Here is a 17,992-nt window from a genome sequence, read left to right as displayed (position 1 = left end):
AGATTTCGTAAAGTAGACGCGTGAAAAAGTCTATGGGACCAAATCGTGGCAAAAACCCTTTTACGCAGCGGCAATCTGGATGATTTTCAGGCCGTTGGCGGCGGCGGACAGGCCGTATTTGAATCAGCATTGCAAATCCGCGAGGCCCTGCGCCTGCGTAAACAGCAGTCTATCGTCGATTGTCTGGCGATCCCGCAGGTCAACGATGAAGGCGACCGGGTAGACTGGTACTCGCCTGTTGAAGGCGTGGTGACCAGCTGGAAAGCCGCCGACGACGATGCGCGCTTCCGGGCGCTGCGCCTGCTGGAAAGCACCCTGTCCAGCGTGGGATCCCTGAGCAAGAAATCGCTCCAGTCGCCAAAAACCGCCCAGCAGCTGTTTGGTTCCCTGCTGTCTAAAGCGTTTCAGTTCCCCGGCGAAAACTTCCTGTTCCTGGTTGACGGCAAGCCGGTGATCACCTTCTGGGGTTTTGTGAACCTCAATGAAAATGCCCGTGAGGATATTCTCGACTGCCTGCGCGCCTCCCTGCTGCCGGTCCCGATGCCCGCCCCGGTTGTTGAGCCTGAATCCGAGCCCGAGCCAGAACCGGCCATCGTGTTTGAAAAAGCCGATGAACCGCTGGTTGCCGCCCCGGCGACGGTGCATATCACCGCCGACGATCTGTACGAGGCGCACCCCGCCCCGGTAATGACCGCCAGCGAGCCCGAGCCAGAGCCCGCCCCGGTAATGGTCGCCGTGAAAAAACGTCGCGTGCCGCTGTGGGCGATGCCGGTCGCTGCCGTGGTGGTTGCCGCCGTGGCCGCCCCGCTGTTGTGGCCGAAGCAGCCTGCCACCGTTGAACCGGCAAAAGTCGCCGCCGCCGCGCCGGTGGCGATTGCGCCAAAACCGGTTGCCGCCGTGGAACCTCTGCCGCTGAATTTACCGCTGCACCAGGCGGAAGTGGCCGCCGTGAAAGCACCGGCCCCGGTCGCCGCTGAACCGGTGGTGATAACCGCGATCCCGAAAGAGGCAATGGTGATGGAGGCCGGTCAGGTGAAGTCCGGTTCCACCCGTTTTCTTAACGGCAGCTGGCGGGTGATGCTGGAGGTGACCGATCCAATCACCGGCAAGCCACCGTCACTGCGTTATCAGATCCAGAACAATAAAGGTACGGCCCGTGTCGTTCACGGCGACAACGTGGTCTGCCGCGCGGAGGTCTTCTCCGGGCTGCACAGCAACGGCGAGCTGCTGATTAAAACCCGCGGCAACGCCCGCTGCGCCGACGGCTCCCGCTACCCGATGCCGGAAATTACCTGCAAAGCGGGCACCAACGACGTGGCAGAATGCAGCGCGCGCTACGACGCGAAAACCGTGGTTCCAATGACATTCAGGAAGGCAGGTGCGTGATCCTATGCTGGTAAACCTTTGCGACTACAAACAGAGCGTCACCCTGATTGCCAACAGTGGCGTTCAGTTTCTCGATTTTGGCCTGACGCCGCAGGACTCCGCCCAGAGCGGACGCTTCGTGCGTAAAACCGCCAATGGCCCGCTGCTGCGCCTGGATTTTGATCTGGTGAATGGCCGCTATACCCTGCCAGCTGCGGGCGGTGGTCAGCCGGAAGTGGTCAAACCCGAAAGCACCATTTTGCTCCAGCAGTCGCTGGCGGTGCTGGACGGCGTCTGGCTGCCGGTGCCGTTTTTACGCTTTAACCCGCCGCGTACCTTTGTTGAAGGCCCGGATAACTGGGCCCGGGTGCAGGTGCGCAAGCTGGAGACCCCGGACAACGCCGGGAACAGCCACCGGGTGACCCTGGCGCTGGACAGCCAGATTGCCGCCCACGCCACCAGCCCCCTGTCGCCGGTGGAGAACGACATTCTCAACGGCACCCGCTTCGCGCTGGCCTGGCGCGATGACGAGGTGGCGAACTTCCTCGACCAGACCTGGATCGACGGCTGGCTGCGTGAGGCCTTCACCCAGTACGCCGCGGGCGTGGAGAACCGCGCCGAGCGCGATCTCCAGCTGGCGATGCGTAACTTTGAGTACCAGGCGCACTGGCTGAACATTATGGCGATGCTGGGCGAACAGCTGACGGTGCCGGAAGTGAAATTCGTCACCCACACCCTCAGCACCCCGGCGATCCCGGTGGATCTGATCCTCGACGTGGGCAACACCCACACCTGCGGGGTGATCATCGAAGACCACGGCGATGCCAACGACGGCCTGCGCCAGACCGCTGAATTGCAGGTGCGCTCCCTGAGCGAACCGCAGTTCCTCAACGAGCCGCTGTTTACCAGCCGTCTGGAGTTTTCCGAAGCCCGTTTCGGCAAGCAGCACTTCTCGGTGGAGAGCGGTCGTGAAGACGCCTTTGTCTGGCCGTCCATCGTGCGCGTCGGCGACGAAGCGCGGAAGCTGGCCACCCAGCGTCTGGGCACCGAAGGCAACAGCGGTATCTCCAGCCCGCGCCGCTACCTGTGGGATGAAACCCCGGTGGTGCAGGACTGGCGCTTCAGCCAGATGAACAGCAAAACCCAGCGCGAGCCGCTGGCGACCGCTTTCCCGCTGATGAACCTGATGAACGATGACGGCCAGCCGCTGTTCACCCTGCCACAGGATGAGCGTCTGCCGGTCTTTTCGCCGCAGTACAGCCGCAGCACCCTGATGACCCATATGCTCTGCGAGCTGCTGGCGCAAGCGCTGGGGCAAATCAACAGCGTAGCCACCCGTCTGCGTCTCGGCTTCCCGGCCTCACCGCGCCAGCTGCGCACCCTGATCCTCACCCTGCCCTCGGCGATGCCCAAGCAGGAGCGGGAGATCTTCCGCCGCCGCATGTTCGAAGCCATCGCCATCGTCTGGAAAGCGATGGGCTGGCACCCGCAGGATGACGACTTCTCCAGCCGCAAGCAGCAGGAGAAGAGCGTGGTGCCGGTGCCGGAGATCCAGATGGAGTGGGACGAAGCCAGCTGCGGCCAGCTGGTGTGGCTCTATAACGAAGCCATCTCCCATTACAACGGCCAGACCGAAGCCTTCTTCGCCGCCGTGGCCCGCCCGGATCGTGACCCGGAGCCAGGCTGTGCCCCAGGCCGCGCCCTGCGCGTGGCCTCGCTGGATATTGGCGGCGGCACAACCGATATGGCGATCACCCATTACCAGCTCGACGATGGCTCCGGCAGCAACGTCAAAATCACCCCGCAGCTGCTGTTCCGCGAAGGCTTTAAGGTAGCGGGCGACGACACCCTGCTGGATGTGATCCAGCGTTACGTCCTGCCTGCCCTGCAAACGCAGCTACAGAAATCCGGCATTGCCGACGCCTCGCTGCTGATGGCCTCGCTGTTTGGCGACTCCGGGCGCATCGACACCCAGGCGGTGCTGCGCCAGCAGACGGCACTACAGCTGTTTATGCCGATTGGTCATGCGATCCTCGCCGCCTGGGAAACCAGCGATATCGACGATCCGCTCGACGGGCTGCACGCCACCTTTGGCGATCTGCTGACCCGCAGGCCGACCCGCAACGTGATGAACTATCTCCAGCAGGCCATCGAACACGCCCTGCCTGCGGGGTCGGAGCCGTTCGACCTGTTTGCCGTGCCGCTGCACGTTAACTTCCGCGAGATGCAGGATGCGATGCTGGCCGGGCACTTCACCCTCGCCGCGCCGCTGCACGCGGTGGCGGAAGCCATTTCCCACTATGCCTGCGATATTCTGCTGATCACTGGCCGTCCGGGCTGTCTGCCGGGCGTCCAGGCGCTGATCCGCCACCTGCAGCCGGTGCCGGTCAGCCGGATGGTGTGGCTGGATAAGTACCGGGTGCATGAGTGGTATCCGTTTAGCCAGCAGGGGCGCATCGGCAACCCGAAATCCACCGCGGCGGTCGGGGCGATGCTCTGTAGCCTGGCGCTGGATCTGCGCCTGCCGCGCTTTAACTTTAAGGCGGCGGATATCGGAGCCTACTCCACCGTGCGCTACCTGGGCGTGCTGGATAACACCGTTAACACCCTGCGCGACGAGAACGTGTGGTATCAGGATATCGACCTCGACAAGCCGGGCGCGAAGCTCGACACTCGTCTGCACTTCCCGCTGCGCGGCAACGTGACTCTCGGCTTCCGGCAGCTGGCGAACGCCCGCTGGCCTGCCACCCCGCTCTATACGCTGAGCATTAACTCGGCGGAGCTGGCGAAATCCATCGCCGGAGACGGGGTGCTGAACGTGCGCCTGAAGCTGTGCGGCGGCAATAAACAGGATGGCCCGGAGGCCTTTGAGCTGAGCGATGCCTGGCTGCAGGACGGCACGCCGGTGCCGCCCGATGCCTTGACCTTTAAACTGAATACCCTGGCCGACCGCCGACACAGCGGCAGCCACTACTGGATCGACAGCGGGAGCGTATACCTGAAATGACAGCCACGACGACCACAACTCAGGCGTTAATCGGGTGGATCAACACAACGCGCCAGCACGCCCCGATCCTCGACAACGACGCCGACGCCCTGCTGGCGAGACTGGCAGTGGCCGACGCGCGGGAGCACGCCATTGCGCGAGCGCTGAGCGCGGGGAGCACCATCGGGTTGTATGGTCACGCCCAGGCGGCGAAGGCCCACCTGCTCGCCACCCTGTGCGGCAGCGACAACCAGCGGATGAACGTGATTGTCGGCCAGCGGACCTTTGACTATTTTTCGCATATCAACCCGGGCCACGCCCTGACCAACATGGCGCTGCGCTTTACCCCGAACGCGGCAGAGGTCGCTGACGACGCCTTTCCGCTGCGTCTGAGCCTGCTCACCGAGGCCGAGCTGGTGCAGGTCTTCCTGGTTCGCGCCACGCTGCCGGCGGTGGACAAAACCGTGATTGAAGCCCGCCTGGAGAAGTGGCGCGCCCTGCGTCAGCCCCAGAGCGTCCCGGGGATCACCCCCGCCGACGTGGGCACCATCGCCGACTACTGGCGCGATACGGTACCTGCTGCACAGCAGCAGATGGACGACGCCCTGTGGCATCAGTTTGCCCTGCTGCTGCCGTCGCTGGATCTGAGCACCCGCGCCAGCGTCTGGTCGCTGCTGTGGGGCGAACAGCAGGAGCTGACCCAGCAGTGGCTGAAGCTGGCGCATATTCTGCACCAGACCAGTCACGCGCCAGAACTGGCCGCGCCGCTGAGCCTGCTGGTGGATAATTTTGGCCTGCCGACCGAAGGGTTCCTCACCCGGGGGGATATCGCCCTGCCGGACGTGCAGCAGGCGGTGCTGCATCCGCTGCACAACGGCGAGCTTATGAACGCCATCAGCATTCCGCTGGACGTGCTGGCCCTGCTGACCCGGGAGCTGATCCTGCCGGTCGAAAACAGCGCCCTGGCCGGGGTGGATATCATTGATATTCCGGCCCCGTCGGCCCAGCCGGATCTGCCTCTGGCCCAGGCCAAACAGCAGTGGCTGCTGGAACACTATCGCCAGCATCTCCAGCCTGACGTGCTGGTGATCTGCAACGCCACTGCCCACCATGGTCAGACGGCAAAGACCGCAAAAACGCTGCTTAACTGGGTGAAAGAAACCCAGCCGGGCAACGACGCTGCTCTGCCGGGGCTGGTGTGGGCCATTACCCCACAGGATGCGCGCTTTACCCGCCGGATCAATCTCGACGAAGCGGTGCAGCAGCTGCTCGGCAAACCCGGTCAGCACTGGGGCACCCTGCAGGCGCTGGACAGCAGCAGTATGCAGCGGGTGATCGAGTGGCTGTCGCAGGCGACCCTGCCATCCCAGCGCCAGACGCGTCTGCTGGCCTTACGCCAGCGTCATCAGCGCGACCTGCATCAGCTGATGCAGGGGTATCTGACGCCATTAACGCAGGATCCTGCCGCCCAGCGCAGTGCCGCGGAAGCGATGGTGCGCGCCCTGCAGGGGAGCGCCGCCCGTCACGGGGAGCTGCTGGAAGGGTTACTCCCGCCGCTGCGCGCCTTTGAAACGCTGCTCGCCGTGCAACAGCCGCGCGAAGAGCAGGTCAACGGCCTGTTTACCGACGCCATCGATCTGTTTGCCGACAGCGCCCAGGATACGGACGAGATCTGGCAGCCGACGGACAAAGCCCGTCTCGCCCATCAGGTGTGGGTGAATCACCTGCGCCAGTGGAGCCGCGATGAAGCTGTCGCCAGCCGTCTGGGTCTGGACAATGCGGTGCTGCAGCAGATTAGCGATGTGCTGGTGATCGCCAGCTACCGTCTGAACCTGCTTGCTCAGCTGAAAAAGATTGTCGATACCGATAAGAGCAGCGCCGCGCAGCTACATGCCGCGCTGGGTAACTTTGTGGGTTGGGTGGGTTACGCACAGACGCCCGCCGCTGAGCGCCCGGCCAGCCGGATCCGCAAGGGTCAGCCGGTATTTGTCACGCCAACGGTCACCAGCAGCGCCCCGCGCCTGACCCGTCTGGGCGAACAGCCGGTGCATGCGGCCACGGCCTATGTGTATGACTGGCTGGTGGCGTTGTACACCCAGGCGATCGATAACATCGGGTATCAGCATCCGCATGATATGACCATGGACGATCGTCAGGCGTTGCAGGGTTTGCTCGCCTGAAAAGAGGCCTGATGGCGCTACGCTTATCAGGCCTAGGGTCAGAGCAGTTTGTAGGCCGGATAAGGTGCTATCTCACCGGCCCTGCTGGATACATTCAGCCAACGCCAGCGCCAGCGCAGACGGGTTCTCCCACGACATGGAATGGCCGGCAGCGGGAATGATTTTTACCTGAATCCCCTGCTGGCGCATCTCATCCAGATCGGGATCGGGCAGCGAAAGCTCGCCAAAAATCAGCCATACCGGGCAAGGCAACTGGACAAAACGCTCGCCCCAGTCGGGCTCTACCCCTTTAACCAGGCTCGCGGCACCGCGCCATACCGCCCAGGGAGCGGTGTTTTGCAGGCATCCTTTCCAGGGTGAGGTTTCAGCCTCCAGCATGGCCTGATAGCCGCTACGAATAAAATCGTCTTCCGTCTGGGCGGCAATGCCCCGGCTAAACGCGCCCCCTCCGGCATGGAAATTAGGTTCTGACACCATCAGCCCCCGCAGACGGCTCCCGGCCAGCTCTGCCGTTTCTATCGCGATGCTGCCGCCCATGCTGTGCCCGTACAGCCAGAATGAGGTTATCGCTAGATGATTGAGCAGCTCGATGACCACCTGCGCCTGCGCCGAGGTCTGATAGCTAAAGGTTTCGGGTTTATCGCTGTAACCGCTGCCTGGAAGATCGATAAGGATCGCCCGGCGGGAACCGAACTTAGGGTCGCAGACAATGCGGGGGTATTCGTAAGAAGAGGCGCAGCCAAGACCGTGAATAAAGACCAGCGGTTCGCCCTGCCCGGGAAGCTCCTGCCAACGCACCGTGCAACGGGCCTGGTGGGAATAAAAGCTGTTCATAAGCACTCCTTTCAGATGACTGTGTATTTATACAGCCCATCAAAGAGGAATGCCATTGCCAGATTTTGTAGGCCGGATAAGGTGCCTGCACCGCATCCGGCAAAAAGCCGCGCAGGGGCGGCTTTCAGAAGAGAGAAATCAGCAGCGCGACCGGGAAACTCATCGGCCAGGTGGAGCCCACCAGAAAGGCGCTGAGAAAGCGGATGCGTTTGCGATCTTTGGAGAGAAACCAGGTGATAAGCGCACTGATAGCTGCCATGACGGCGTAAAACATTAACATCTTCTGGTACAACGTCATCCCATTCACCCAATCTGCTGTTCAATAACCGCGCGCAATATGCGGCAAATGTTGAGCGAGATCAAGTTTTTTGTTACATATTAACCACATATATCTTAAGGTTAATAACAACTGAGTAGTTTTATAACAAAAAGGGCCGCGTCTGCGGCCCTGGTTTCCGGGACTACTTCTTCACCGGCTGAGGCTTTTTATTCCCCGAGTCGGGCACTTTGCGGGATTTGTCTTTATCGACTGCTGGCATAAGACGCTCCTTTGTGACCTTCGGAATAAGTAAGTATAGCCTACCTCAGGAGTACCACTTTAAAGTCGTATTTTAAATGCATTTTTTGACAAGCCAGGGTTAATCATACGTGCTGTAATATCCTCACTTTTTACTAGGAGGACGTTATGCTGCGTATTCCGCAAAGTTGTATCCACACCCGCTCCACCCCTTTCTGGACCAAAGACACCGCCCCGCCGGGGATTTTCAAACGTCATCTGGATACCGGCACCCGGCCCGGCGTCTATCCGCGCCTCAGCGTGATGCAGGGTGCGGTGCGCTATCTTGGCTATGCTGACGAAACCTCGCCCGAGCCCGATAGCGAACTGATCATTGAAGCCGGCCATTTTGGCGTATTCCCGCCCGAGCGCTGGCACCACATCGAAGTGATGACCGACGATACGTATTTCAATATCGACTTTTTTGTTGAACGCGACGTGTTACTGAAGTCGTAAATTCTGAAGGAGTAACATCATGGGCAAAGCAACCTATACCGTCACAGTGACCAACAACAGCAACGGCGTGTCGGTGGATTACGAGACGGAGACCCCGATGGAGCTGATGATCCCGGACGTCGCCGCTCAGGTGGTGAAAGACCTGGTGAATACCGTGCGCGCTTATGACACCGAGAATGAGCATGAGGTGTGCGGCTGGTAGCCGCCACCCGTTACATTTTGAGCAGTTCTAATACCGTCTGCGGTACCTGATTGGCCATCTTCAGGGCCGCATTCTGGCTCTGCTCCAGGATCTGCGCCCGGGCAAGCTGGCTGGCCTCGGCGGCGTAGTCGGCATCCTGAATGCGGCTGCGGGCGGTTTGCAGGGAGATGCTCTGTTGCGACAGCACCGCTTTGCTCGATTCGAAGCGGTTGATTGTGGCCCCGTACTGCGCGCGATAGCCGCTCACTTTCTCCAGTGCGGAATCCAGTAACCCCATGCACTTTCGCGCCCCCGCCTCGGTGATCATGTCGGTATTGTCCAGCTGCAACGTCTTCAGATCCGTCGGCGTCGGCTCAATGGTCACGGACTGCATCTCTTCACCGAAATTGGCGCTGGTCACCACCTCGACGGGACGGCTCTGCTTCGGCGGAACCGCCGGGGTAATGGTCGGGGTCGGCAAGGTTCCCCAGGTGATGTTGCTGGTAAAGGAACCGCTGCCCACCACCATCACCAGCAAATCTTCCGTCACGGTATTCAGGGTGACGCGCTCGATGCGGTTTGAGCCGTTGGCACCGTCGTTCCAGGCCCCGGAGGCTTTATCTTCATAACGATCGCCATCCCCGCTATAGGTAATGGTCATCCCGTTATAGTTGAGCGTTTCTCCGCTGTAGCTCCAGCTGGTATCGCCGGAAATCAGCTGCGAGTCGTCATACACTGCCCCGCTGCTGAAGCCGTTTTTGGCCGTCAATACCGACGCGGTGGCTTTGGCGTCGTCGGTAATGCCGCGACTGACCCATGTATAATCCGCCTCCGGGCCGGATAACGGCGTGCCCGCCAGATGTTTACCGTCCCGGGTAAAAAGCTGTATATCGTCGTCCAGACCCAGCGAATCAATGGTAATGGTGATATTGGTTGCCCCGGCCGGAATATAGGCCAGCGGAATAATACCTGAACTGAAAGAGTAATCGGTTCCGGCCACCGGGAATTTGGTATTCAGCGGTGCCACGTCACCAATTAATTGCGGCGGTAATACCGGCTTATCGGTCGCCAGCGGATATTGACCAAAGATCTCCGTCTGTTCCGAGACCTGCGTAATGGTCGCCAGAATCTGCTGATATTCCTGGTTAATACTGTCCCGGTCGGATTGCGACAGGGTGCCATTCGCCGCCTGAATGGCGAGACTTTTGGCTTTGATCAGCATTGTGCCGATGTCGCTCAGACTCCCTTCTGCCGTCTGCGCCAGGCTGATGGCGTCATCCAGCCCACGCGTGATGGCCTTGTCCGCATTAATATTGGAGAACATCCGATTGGCAATCGCCTGCCCGGCAGCATCGTCCTTCGCGCTATTAATACGCAAGCCGGATGAGAGCCGCTCAATGGTCTGAGATAACAAAGTACTGTTAGCTTTCCGGGACTTAAGCGAGAGCCCGGCAATCTCGTTATGATTAATTGCAAGCATGATGAACAGGGCCGTTTGTCTGGTCTGACTACTCTATCGGCGCGCTCGAAATTTTATTTAGGAAATATTTGCTAAAACCAAACAATATATTCTTGCAGCGTGATGTGCGTCGGCGGGGATATATTTTATTTAATATATTAAGAAATAAAAGATATTAAAAATCCGCCGGTTATCGTCTGGACAACCGGCGGGAGCAGAAATCAGTGCTTAATCATCACGTGGCGAACAACGGTGTAGTCCTCCAGGCCATACACCGACATATCCTTGCCATAACCCGACATCTTCATCCCGCCGTGCGGCATTTCACTCACCAGCATAAAGTGGGTGTTGACCCAGGTGCAGCCGTACTGCAGGTGCGCGCTGAGGCGGTGCGCGCGGCCCACGTCTTTCGTCCAGACCGACGAGGCCAGCCCGTACTGCGACGCGTTGGCCCACTCCAGGACCTGCTCCTCGTCGTCAAATTCGGTCACGCTCACCACCGGGCCAAACACTTCCCGCTGCACGATGGCGTCCTCCTGCTTTGCCCCTGCCAGCAGGGTCGGCTGGAAGTAATAGCCTTTTCCGTCGTGCTTGCTGCCACCGGTGATGACCTGCACATGCCCCAGGGCTTTGGCCTCTTCTACGGCCTGACTCACCCGGTCGAGGTGCGCCTGGGAGCTGAGCGGGCCCAGCTCGGTGCTCTCGTCATCCGGGGAGCCGATCTTCAGGCTGGCGACCGCGGCACCCAGCTTTTCTACCAGCGCCGGATAAATGCCCTTTTGCGCGTAGATGCGACAGGCGGCGGTGCAGTCCTGCCCGGCGTTGTAGAAACCGAAGGTGCGAACTCCCTCCACCACCGCGTCGAGATCCGCATCATCAAAGACGATCACCGGCGCTTTGCCCCCCAACTCCATATGGGTGCGCTTAATCGATGAGGCGGTATGGCCGATGATGTGTTCCCCGGTGGCGATGGAGCCAGTGAGGGACACCATCCGCACCTTTTCATGCCCGGTGAGCGGGTCGCCGACGGTTTTACCCCGGCCGAACAGCACGTTAAGCACCCCGGTCGGGAAGATCCCTTGTGACAGCTCCGCCAGCTTAAGGGCGGTGAGCGGCGTGATCTCTGAGGGTTTGAGCACCACGCAGTTGCCGGCGGCCAGCGCCGGAGCCAGCTTCCACGCCGCCATCATCAGGGGATAGTTCCAGGGGGCAATCGAGGCCACAACCCCCACCGGGTCGCGGCGGATCAGCGAGGTGTGCCCTTCCAGATATTCCCCCGCCGCCGAGCCGTTAAGCGTGCGCGCCGCCCCGGCAAAGAAGCGAAACACATCGGCGATAGCCGGGATCTCATCCCCCAGCACGCAGTGCAGCGGTTTGCCGCAGTTTTGCGACTCCAGCCGGGCCAGGGCGTCTGCGTTGGCTTCGATGGTATCCGCCAGTTTGAGCAAGCACTCGGCGCGGCTTTTCGGCGTGGTGCGCCCCCAGCTGGCGAAGGCCCGGTCGGCAGCCTGCACGGCAGCATCGACCTGGGCGGCCGAGGCTTCCGCGATCTCCAGCAGCACCTCGCCGGTCGCAGGGTTATAGACCGGCTGCTTTTCCCCTTCGCCGGTTACCAGTTCACCATTAATCAGCAGTTGAGTTTGCATAGTATTGTCCTGTAGAAATCAACGTTATTTCCCGTCTCCGGCAACGCTTTCGCCGTCGCGGGTTAGCCACCAGGCCCCCAGAATGGGTATCGCGGTCACCAGCATCACCAGCAGGGCCACCACGTTAGTCACCGGAACATCGCGCGGGCGGCCGAGCTGGTTTAACAGCCACAGCGGCAGAGTGCGCTCATGTCCGGCGGTAAAGGTCGTGACGATAATCTCATCGAACGACAGGGCGAAGGCCAGCATGCCCCCCGCCAGCAGCGCCGACCCCAGATTGGGTAGCACCACGTAGCGGAAGGTTTGCCAGCCGTTGGCACCGAGATCCATCGACGCCTCGATCAGGCTCCACGAGGTGCGCCGGAAACGGGCAATCACATTATTGAACACCACCACCACGCAGAATGTGGCGTGACCGAGAATGATGGTGAAGAAACCGGGCTCCAGATTGATGGTCTTGAAGGCCGTCAGCAGCGCCAGACCGGTAATGATCCCCGGCAGGGCAATGGGCAGGATCAGCATCAGCGACACCGCGTTTTTACCGAAGAACGCCCGCCGCCACAGTGCCGCGGCGGCCAGGGTGCCGAGCACCAGCGCAATCACTGTCGACAGAGCGGCGATTTTAAGTGACAACGTCACCGATTCGATGATGTCACTGCGCCCCGCTGCAGCGCTAAACCACTTCAGCGTCAGCCCCTGTGGCGGAAAACTGAACGCCGCGTCCTCGGTATTAAAAGCATAGATGGCAATGATCAGCAGCGGGAAGTGCAGGAAGATCACCCCGCCCCAGGTGGCAATTTTCAGGAACAGCGGCGCGCGTTCAGAGTGCATCAAAGGCTCCCAGGCGCTTCACGAACGCCAGATAGACAGTGATAAGAACAATCGGCACCAGCGTAAAGGCTGCCGCCATCGGCATATTGCCTATCGCCCCCTGTTGGGAGTAAACCATTTGCCCGATAAAGAACCCCGGCGGGCCGACCAGCTGCGGGACGATAAAGTCGCCCAGCGTCAGGGAGAAGGTGAAAATCGACCCGGCGGCGATGCCCGGGATCGCCAGCGGCAGGACGACGTAGCGAAAAGTCTGCCGCGGGCGGGCACCCAGATCGGCCGAGGCCTGCAACAATGACGCTGGCAGACGCTCCAGCGCCGCCTGCACCGGTAGGATCATAAACGGCAGCCAGATATAGACGAACACCAGGAAACGCCCCAGCCCGGAGGTGGAGAGCGTACTGCCGCCAATGCCGGGCACCGTCAACAGCGAGGTCAGCACCGGCTCCAGCCCCATATGGCTGAGGAACCACTGCGCCACGCCGTCTTTCGCCAGCAGCAGCGTCCAGGCGTAGGCCTTGACGATATAGCTGGCCCACATCGGCAGCATCACCGCGATGTAGAAAAAGGCTTTCCATTTGCCGCGGGTATAGCGCGCCATATACCAGGCCATCGGAAAGGCGAGGATCGCGCTGCCAATGGTAACGGCAATCGCCATCGTCAGGGTGCGCAGGATGATGTCGTAGTTGGCGGGGTTAAACAGCGCGCGGATGTTGGCCAGGGTCAGATCCGGCGTCACTGACATGGTGAAGTCGTCGAAGGTGTAGAACCCCTGCCACAGCAGGGCAAACAGCGATCCGAGATAGACAATACCAAACCACATCAGGGGGCCGAGCAGGAGTAAGAACAGCCCCAGCGCCGGTCTGCGCCAGAACAGCGCCGACAGGCGGCCAGCCAGGCCGGGCGGCGTCGGTGTGGGTGCCACGCTCATGTCCATATCACCCCTCCTCATGCAGCGGCACCATGGCATCCCGCGCCCACGAAGCGGTCACTATCTGCCCGGGCTCGACACCTGCAACCAGCCCGCCGCCTGCGAGGTTCGCCTGGCTCACCAGCAGCTTTTCGCCCCCGTCAAGCCGCAGCTCGAAACGGGTCGCCGCCCCCTGGAACTGCACGGCCTGCACCCGGCCCTGAACCTGAATGTCGCCCTCGCCGTCGAGGCGGATATGTTCCGGGCGCAGGGAGTAGCTTCCCGTCAGGCCGCAGACGCGCTGCGCCAGGGCGTCGGTGAAGACGTTAGAGGTGCCGACGAAGCTGGCGACAAATGGCGTGCGCGGACGCAGATAGAGCTCGCGCGGGGTATCCACCTGCTCGATCCGCCCGTTGTTAAACACCGCCACCCGATCCGACATCGACAGCGCTTCGCCCTGATCGTGGGTGACGAAAATAAAGGTGATGCCCAGCTCCTGCTGCAGTTTTTTCAGTTCAAACTGCATCTGCTCGCGCAGTTTCAGATCCAGCGCCCCGAGAGGTTCATCCAGCAGCAGCACCCGGGGCTGATTGACCAGCGCCCGGGCAATCGCCACCCGCTGACGCTGGCCGCCGGAGAGCTGGGAGGGTTTGCGGCTTTCCGCGAAGCCGAGACCGACCTTCTCCAGCGCCTCCCGCGCCTGGGCCTGACGGGTGGATTTGTTGATCCCTTTCACCATCAGCCCGTAGGCCACGTTCTCGAGGATCGACATATGGGGAAACAGGGCGTAGTCCTGAAACACGGTATTGACGTCGCGCTCCCAGGGCGGAAGTTCGCTGGCGTCTTTACCAAAGATCGAGAGGGTGCCACCGCTCAGCTGTTCGAAACCGGCAATCAGGCGCAGGCAGGTGGTTTTGCCGGAGCCCGAAGGCCCCAGCATCGAGAAAAACTCACCGTCACGGATCCGAATCGTTACCCCGTCCACCGCACGCACGTCGCCATACAGGCGTGAGACATCGTTAAACTCTACTGCGTACGTCATAGTCCGCTCCCTGGCGCTTAACGACCACCCATGATGGCGATGTAGTCCTGCACCCAGCGGCTGTATGGCACAAACTTGCCGCCGTTGGCGACAGGCGTTTTCCAGAACATGATCTTGTCGAAATAGGTGTAGCCGTTAGTTTCACAGCCTTTGTCGCCCAGCAGGGTGCTGGCTTTACAGCCTTCCGTCACCACCGGCAATGAACCGAACCACGCCGCCAGATCGCCCTGCACTTTCGGCGTCAGCGACCAGTTCATCCACTTGTAGGCGCACATCGGGTGTTTGGCATCGGCGTGCAGCATGGTGGTGTCCGCCCAGCCTGTTACCCCCTCTTTCGGGAAGACGGTGCCAATCGGCTGATTCTCGGCTTTCAGGGCGTTGGCCTGATACGGCCAGGCGCTGGAGGCGACCACCCCTTCGTTTTTGAAATCACTCATCTGGACGGTGGTGTCGTGCCAGTAGCGATGGATCAGCGCGTGCTGATCTTTCAGCACTTTCAGGACTGCCGCATACTGCGGCTCGGTCAGCTGATAGGGGTCGGTGATCCCCAGCTCCGGCTGGGTGGCTTTAACGTAGAGCGCCGCATCGGCAATATAGATCGGGCCATCATAGGCCTGAACCCGGCCTTTGTTGGTTTTGCCGTCCGGGAGGTTTTGTTCTTTAAACACCACGCCCCAGGTATCAGGCGGCGTCGGGAAGGTTTTGGTGTTGTACATCAGCAGGTTTGGCCCCCACTGATAGGGCGTGCCGTAGGCCTTACCGTCGACGTTAAACCACTCCCCTTTGACGATGCGCGGGTCGAGGGTTTTCCAGTTGGGGATCAGATCGGGATTAACCGGCTGAACGCGTTTGCCCATGATCAGGCGCAGGGAGGCGTCGCCGGAGGCGGTCACCAGGTCGTAACCGCCCTTCGCCATCAGGCTGACCATCTCGTCGGAGGTGGCGGCGGTTTTGACGTTCACTTTACAGCCGGTCTCTTTTTCAAAGGCGGTGACCCAGTCGTAAGCTTTATCGGTCTCGCCGCGTTCGATATAGCCCGGCCAGGCAATGATATCCAGTCGCCCTTCACCCTGACCGATCTCTTTTGGCGGCTCTGCCGCCTGCGCAGTTAAAACGGTCATGCCGAGCGCGCACAGGCTGCTACGGGCAAATTTTTTGCTCATACCTATTACTCCTGTCGAAATGAAATCAGAAGGCAGCCGTGCCGGTAAGAATATCTCCTGAATTAAACGTAGACCGCGCTATTGCCGCGCACCCGGCGGGCTGAAGAAATTTCACCAGGTTGTGACCGGGGGCGCATTCCCCGGTAACTGGATTATAGACAAGGGGTTAGCAGGCGCAGGCGTTATGCATATTTCCTATGAGCGATAATAAAAAAACGCCGCATATTAATTGCGGCGTTATTAACGGGATAAGAAATGATTATTCCGGCATGACAAGCAATAGTAAGAAATGACTATTTTTGCGTTTTTAACATTCCGCTAATTATCTGCCCTAACTGGATCACCGCCTGCTCCTCCCGCTCTCCCCAGGCCCAGGAGGTATTAAAGCGGAAAAACGGCGTCCAGGTGTCGGAGGTGGAGAACATCTTGCCCGGCGCAATGCTGATGTGATGCACCAGCGCCTGGGCGCTAAGCTCCCCGGCATCCAGCGGCGCGGGCAGCTCGAGCCATAAGAAGTAGCCGCTGTCGCTGTGGTGGATTTTCACCTCAGCAGGGAGATGGCGCAGCAGCGACTGCCACGCCTGCTGCTTGCGCTCCGCCAGCGTGCGGCGCAGGCGTCGAAGATGGGCGTCGTAGCGTTTGGTGGCGAGATAGTCCACCAGCGCCAGCTGCATCGGTGAGCTGGTGGATAAGGTGCTCATCAACTGCAGCTGCTGGATGCGGCGGGCATGTTTCCCGGCGGCCACCCAGCCTATGCGGAACCCGGCGACCAGGCATTTGGAGAAGGAGGAGCAGTGCAGCGTCATGTCGCTGCGATCCCAGGCTTTGGCCGGGAGCGGCTTTTCGCGCCCGTAATAGAGCTCGCTGTAAACATCGTCTTCGATCAATGTGACGTTATGTTCGGTGAGCAAGGCAATAAGCTGCGCCTTTTTGTCGGCGCTGAGGGTAAAGCCCAGCGGATTTTGTCCGTTAGTCATTAGCCAGCAGGCTTTCACCGGGTAGTCGTTAAGCGCCTGCGCCAGAGCGTTGAGATCGATCCCCTCGTGCACGTCGGTGGCGACCGACAGCGCCTTTAACTTCAGACGTTCCAGTGCCTGAAGCGCCCCGTAGAAACAGGGGTTTTCCACGATCACCCAGTCGCCCGGTTCGGTGACCGCCTGCAGGCTGAGATTCAGCGCTTCCAGGGCTCCGGCGGTAATGACAATTTCATCCGGGGAGATGTTCATCCCCTGCTGGGCATAGCGGCGGGCGATGGCGTGGCGCAGATCGACGTTGCCTGGAGGCAGGTTTTCGATCACGCTCATGGCGGTGGCGGTTTTACTGACGTTCGCCAGGGAACGGTTCAGCTGCTGTAAGGGAAAGAGACGCGGATCGGGAAAGGCCGAGGCAAAAGGCACCACCGAGGGATCGCGGCTGGCTTGTAACACATCGAAGATATAGGTGTTGATATCCACCGCTTCGTCGCGCATCACCTGCGCGGGCGGCATCGGCTGCTGCCCGGTGGGACGGGCCGCGACGTAGTAGCCCGACTGCGGACGCGCGACAATGCGCCCCTGGCTCTCCAGCATCTGATACGCATGACCGACGGTCATAAAGCTCATTCCGCTGCTGGTGACCTGCTCACGCAGGGAGGGCAGCTTATCGCCGGGCTGCCAGACACCAAGCTCGATCTGCGAAATGATTTGCTGCGCCAGGCGCTGGTATTTTTTCATCGGGTTCTCCTTGCTGCATCACAGTGTATATCAGCAGGAGAAAAAAGGCAGGAACAATAAACTGTTATAGGTTGTAAGAGGAATTTCAGCAGGCGTGACGGCGCCCGACTGGCTTACTTACGGAACTCAAACGGCACCTGGCGCGCATGGCGTGAGGCCGCTAAATGGTCAAGCGTGATCATCGATGATTTGCAGAAAATGCACTTCGCGCCGTGTGGATTTTTTTCAGACACGTCGAAAATGGAAGTACGGAACTGCGAACCATGACAGCACGGGCAACGAAAATGGATAGTAGAACTCATGTAAATCTCCTGAACGTAAAAACGTTAAATACTAAATTGGGCCTTTGAGGCATTAGAGGTCTGAGACAAAACTAATCAGAGCGTTCAGAGCGTAAAGATAAAACCCAAGAGAGGCTGCGGAGAGGCACAACGTGTTGAGAGATGCTTTAAGGGACTGCGACGGATATTTTTTGGATTCAAACCGATAGATCATTAACGCACGGCTTCGAACAGGATGCAAGTGATTTTAACCGTAAAATTACACTGGTTACGCAGAGCCTCTGTATTCGTTCAAAATTTTTGACCACTTCTGTGAAAGAAAGGGCATTTATTCCCGGCTGTGAATCCGTAAAGTAGAGGTTATGCCTCCTCTCTTTAACCAGGAAATCCCGC

Annotated in this window: 15 protein-coding genes; 5 read left to right on the top strand and 10 right to left on the bottom strand. The window is 60.0% G+C overall.

Annotated elements, in window-relative coordinates; all coding sequences use genetic code 11:
• Nucleotides 1–45: 45 nt before the first annotated feature.
• The 3 genes from WFO70_RS05240 to WFO70_RS05230 are packed head-to-tail and all read left to right on the top strand — an operon-like array spanning nt 46 to nt 6,531.
• The gene (locus WFO70_RS05240; protein WP_337014979.1) at nt 46–1,386 is read left to right on the top strand and encodes an SrfA family protein; all 1,341 of its coding nucleotides are present in this window, start codon (nt 46–48) and stop codon (nt 1,384–1,386) included.
• A 4-nt stretch (nt 1,387–1,390) separates the two neighbouring features.
• The gene (locus tag WFO70_RS05235; protein ID WP_337016619.1) at nt 1,391–4,372 is read left to right on the top strand and encodes a virulence factor SrfB; all 2,982 of its coding nucleotides are present in this window, start codon (nt 1,391–1,393) and stop codon (nt 4,370–4,372) included.
• Nucleotides 4,369–6,531 (top strand): virulence factor SrfC family protein, encoded by a 2,163-nt coding sequence (locus WFO70_RS05230; protein WP_337014978.1) that lies wholly within the window; start codon nt 4,369–4,371, stop codon nt 6,529–6,531. The genes WFO70_RS05235 and WFO70_RS05230 overlap by 4 nt, the downstream gene beginning before the upstream one ends.
• Before the next feature lie 72 nt (nt 6,532–6,603).
• On the opposite strand, the gene WFO70_RS05225 is transcribed toward WFO70_RS05230, so the two are convergent.
• On the bottom strand, nt 6,604–7,365 hold the full coding sequence (locus WFO70_RS05225) for an alpha/beta fold hydrolase (RefSeq protein ID WP_337014977.1): 762 nt from the start codon (nt 7,363–7,365) through the stop codon (nt 6,604–6,606).
• Nucleotides 7,366–7,489: 124 nt separating this feature from the next.
• Complete coding sequence (locus tag WFO70_RS05220; protein WP_032610845.1) at nt 7,490–7,663, bottom strand: GhoT/OrtT family toxin; 174 nt, start codon at nt 7,661–7,663, stop codon at nt 7,490–7,492.
• Between the two features lie 387 nt (nt 7,664–8,050).
• On the opposite strand from WFO70_RS05220, the gene WFO70_RS05215 reads away from it, so the two are divergent.
• Together WFO70_RS05215 and WFO70_RS05210 are read left to right on the top strand one after the other, a co-directional pair.
• The gene (locus tag WFO70_RS05215; protein WP_337014976.1) at nt 8,051–8,377 is read left to right on the top strand and encodes a DUF1971 domain-containing protein; all 327 of its coding nucleotides are present in this window, start codon (nt 8,051–8,053) and stop codon (nt 8,375–8,377) included.
• A gap of 19 nt (nt 8,378–8,396) precedes the next feature.
• On the top strand, nt 8,397–8,579 hold the full coding sequence (locus WFO70_RS05210; RefSeq protein ID WP_337014975.1) for a DUF1869 domain-containing protein: 183 nt from the start codon (nt 8,397–8,399) through the stop codon (nt 8,577–8,579).
• A gap of 10 nt (nt 8,580–8,589) precedes the next feature.
• Here the strand turns inward: WFO70_RS05210 and WFO70_RS05205 are convergent, their stop codons facing one another.
• The 8 genes from WFO70_RS05205 to ymcF form a co-directional block, all read right to left on the bottom strand.
• Nucleotides 8,590–10,038: a flagellin N-terminal helical domain-containing protein gene (locus WFO70_RS05205; protein ID WP_337014974.1), complete on the bottom strand. Its 1,449-nt coding sequence runs from the start codon at nt 10,036–10,038 to the stop codon at nt 8,590–8,592.
• A gap of 200 nt (nt 10,039–10,238) precedes the next feature.
• Complete coding sequence (gene patD, locus WFO70_RS05200) at nt 10,239–11,663, bottom strand: aminobutyraldehyde dehydrogenase (protein ID WP_337014972.1); 1,425 nt, start codon at nt 11,661–11,663, stop codon at nt 10,239–10,241.
• 24 nt (nt 11,664–11,687) lie between these two features.
• Nucleotides 11,688–12,494, bottom strand: coding sequence for an ABC transporter permease (locus tag WFO70_RS05195; protein ID WP_337014970.1), 807 nt, complete (start codon nt 12,492–12,494; stop codon nt 11,688–11,690).
• Complete coding sequence (locus WFO70_RS05190) at nt 12,484–13,428, bottom strand: ABC transporter permease (protein ID WP_337014969.1); 945 nt, start codon at nt 13,426–13,428, stop codon at nt 12,484–12,486. Before WFO70_RS05190 ends, WFO70_RS05195 begins: the two co-directional genes overlap by 11 nt.
• Before the next feature lies 1 nt (nt 13,429).
• Nucleotides 13,430–14,443: an ABC transporter ATP-binding protein gene (locus WFO70_RS05185; protein WP_337014968.1), complete on the bottom strand. Its 1,014-nt coding sequence runs from the start codon at nt 14,441–14,443 to the stop codon at nt 13,430–13,432.
• 17 nt (nt 14,444–14,460) lie between these two features.
• Nucleotides 14,461–15,606 (bottom strand): putative ABC transporter substrate-binding protein YdcS, encoded by a 1,146-nt coding sequence (gene ydcS / locus WFO70_RS05180; RefSeq protein ID WP_337014967.1) that lies wholly within the window; start codon nt 15,604–15,606, stop codon nt 14,461–14,463.
• Nucleotides 15,607–15,899: 293 nt separating this feature from the next.
• Entirely contained in the window at nt 15,900–17,318 is a 1,419-nt protein-coding gene (locus WFO70_RS05175) for an aminotransferase-like domain-containing protein (protein ID WP_337014966.1), read from the bottom strand.
• A gap of 113 nt (nt 17,319–17,431) precedes the next feature.
• Nucleotides 17,432–17,620 (bottom strand): cold shock small protein YmcF, encoded by a 189-nt coding sequence (gene ymcF / locus WFO70_RS05170; RefSeq protein WP_142489569.1) that lies wholly within the window; start codon nt 17,618–17,620, stop codon nt 17,432–17,434.
• Nucleotides 17,621–17,992: the final 372 nt, after the last annotated feature.

This window comes from Leclercia sp. AS011, from assembly GCF_037152535.1.
Lineage (GTDB): Bacteria > Pseudomonadota > Gammaproteobacteria > Enterobacterales > Enterobacteriaceae > Enterobacter.
This window is presented reverse-complemented; position numbering and strand designations above follow the sequence as displayed.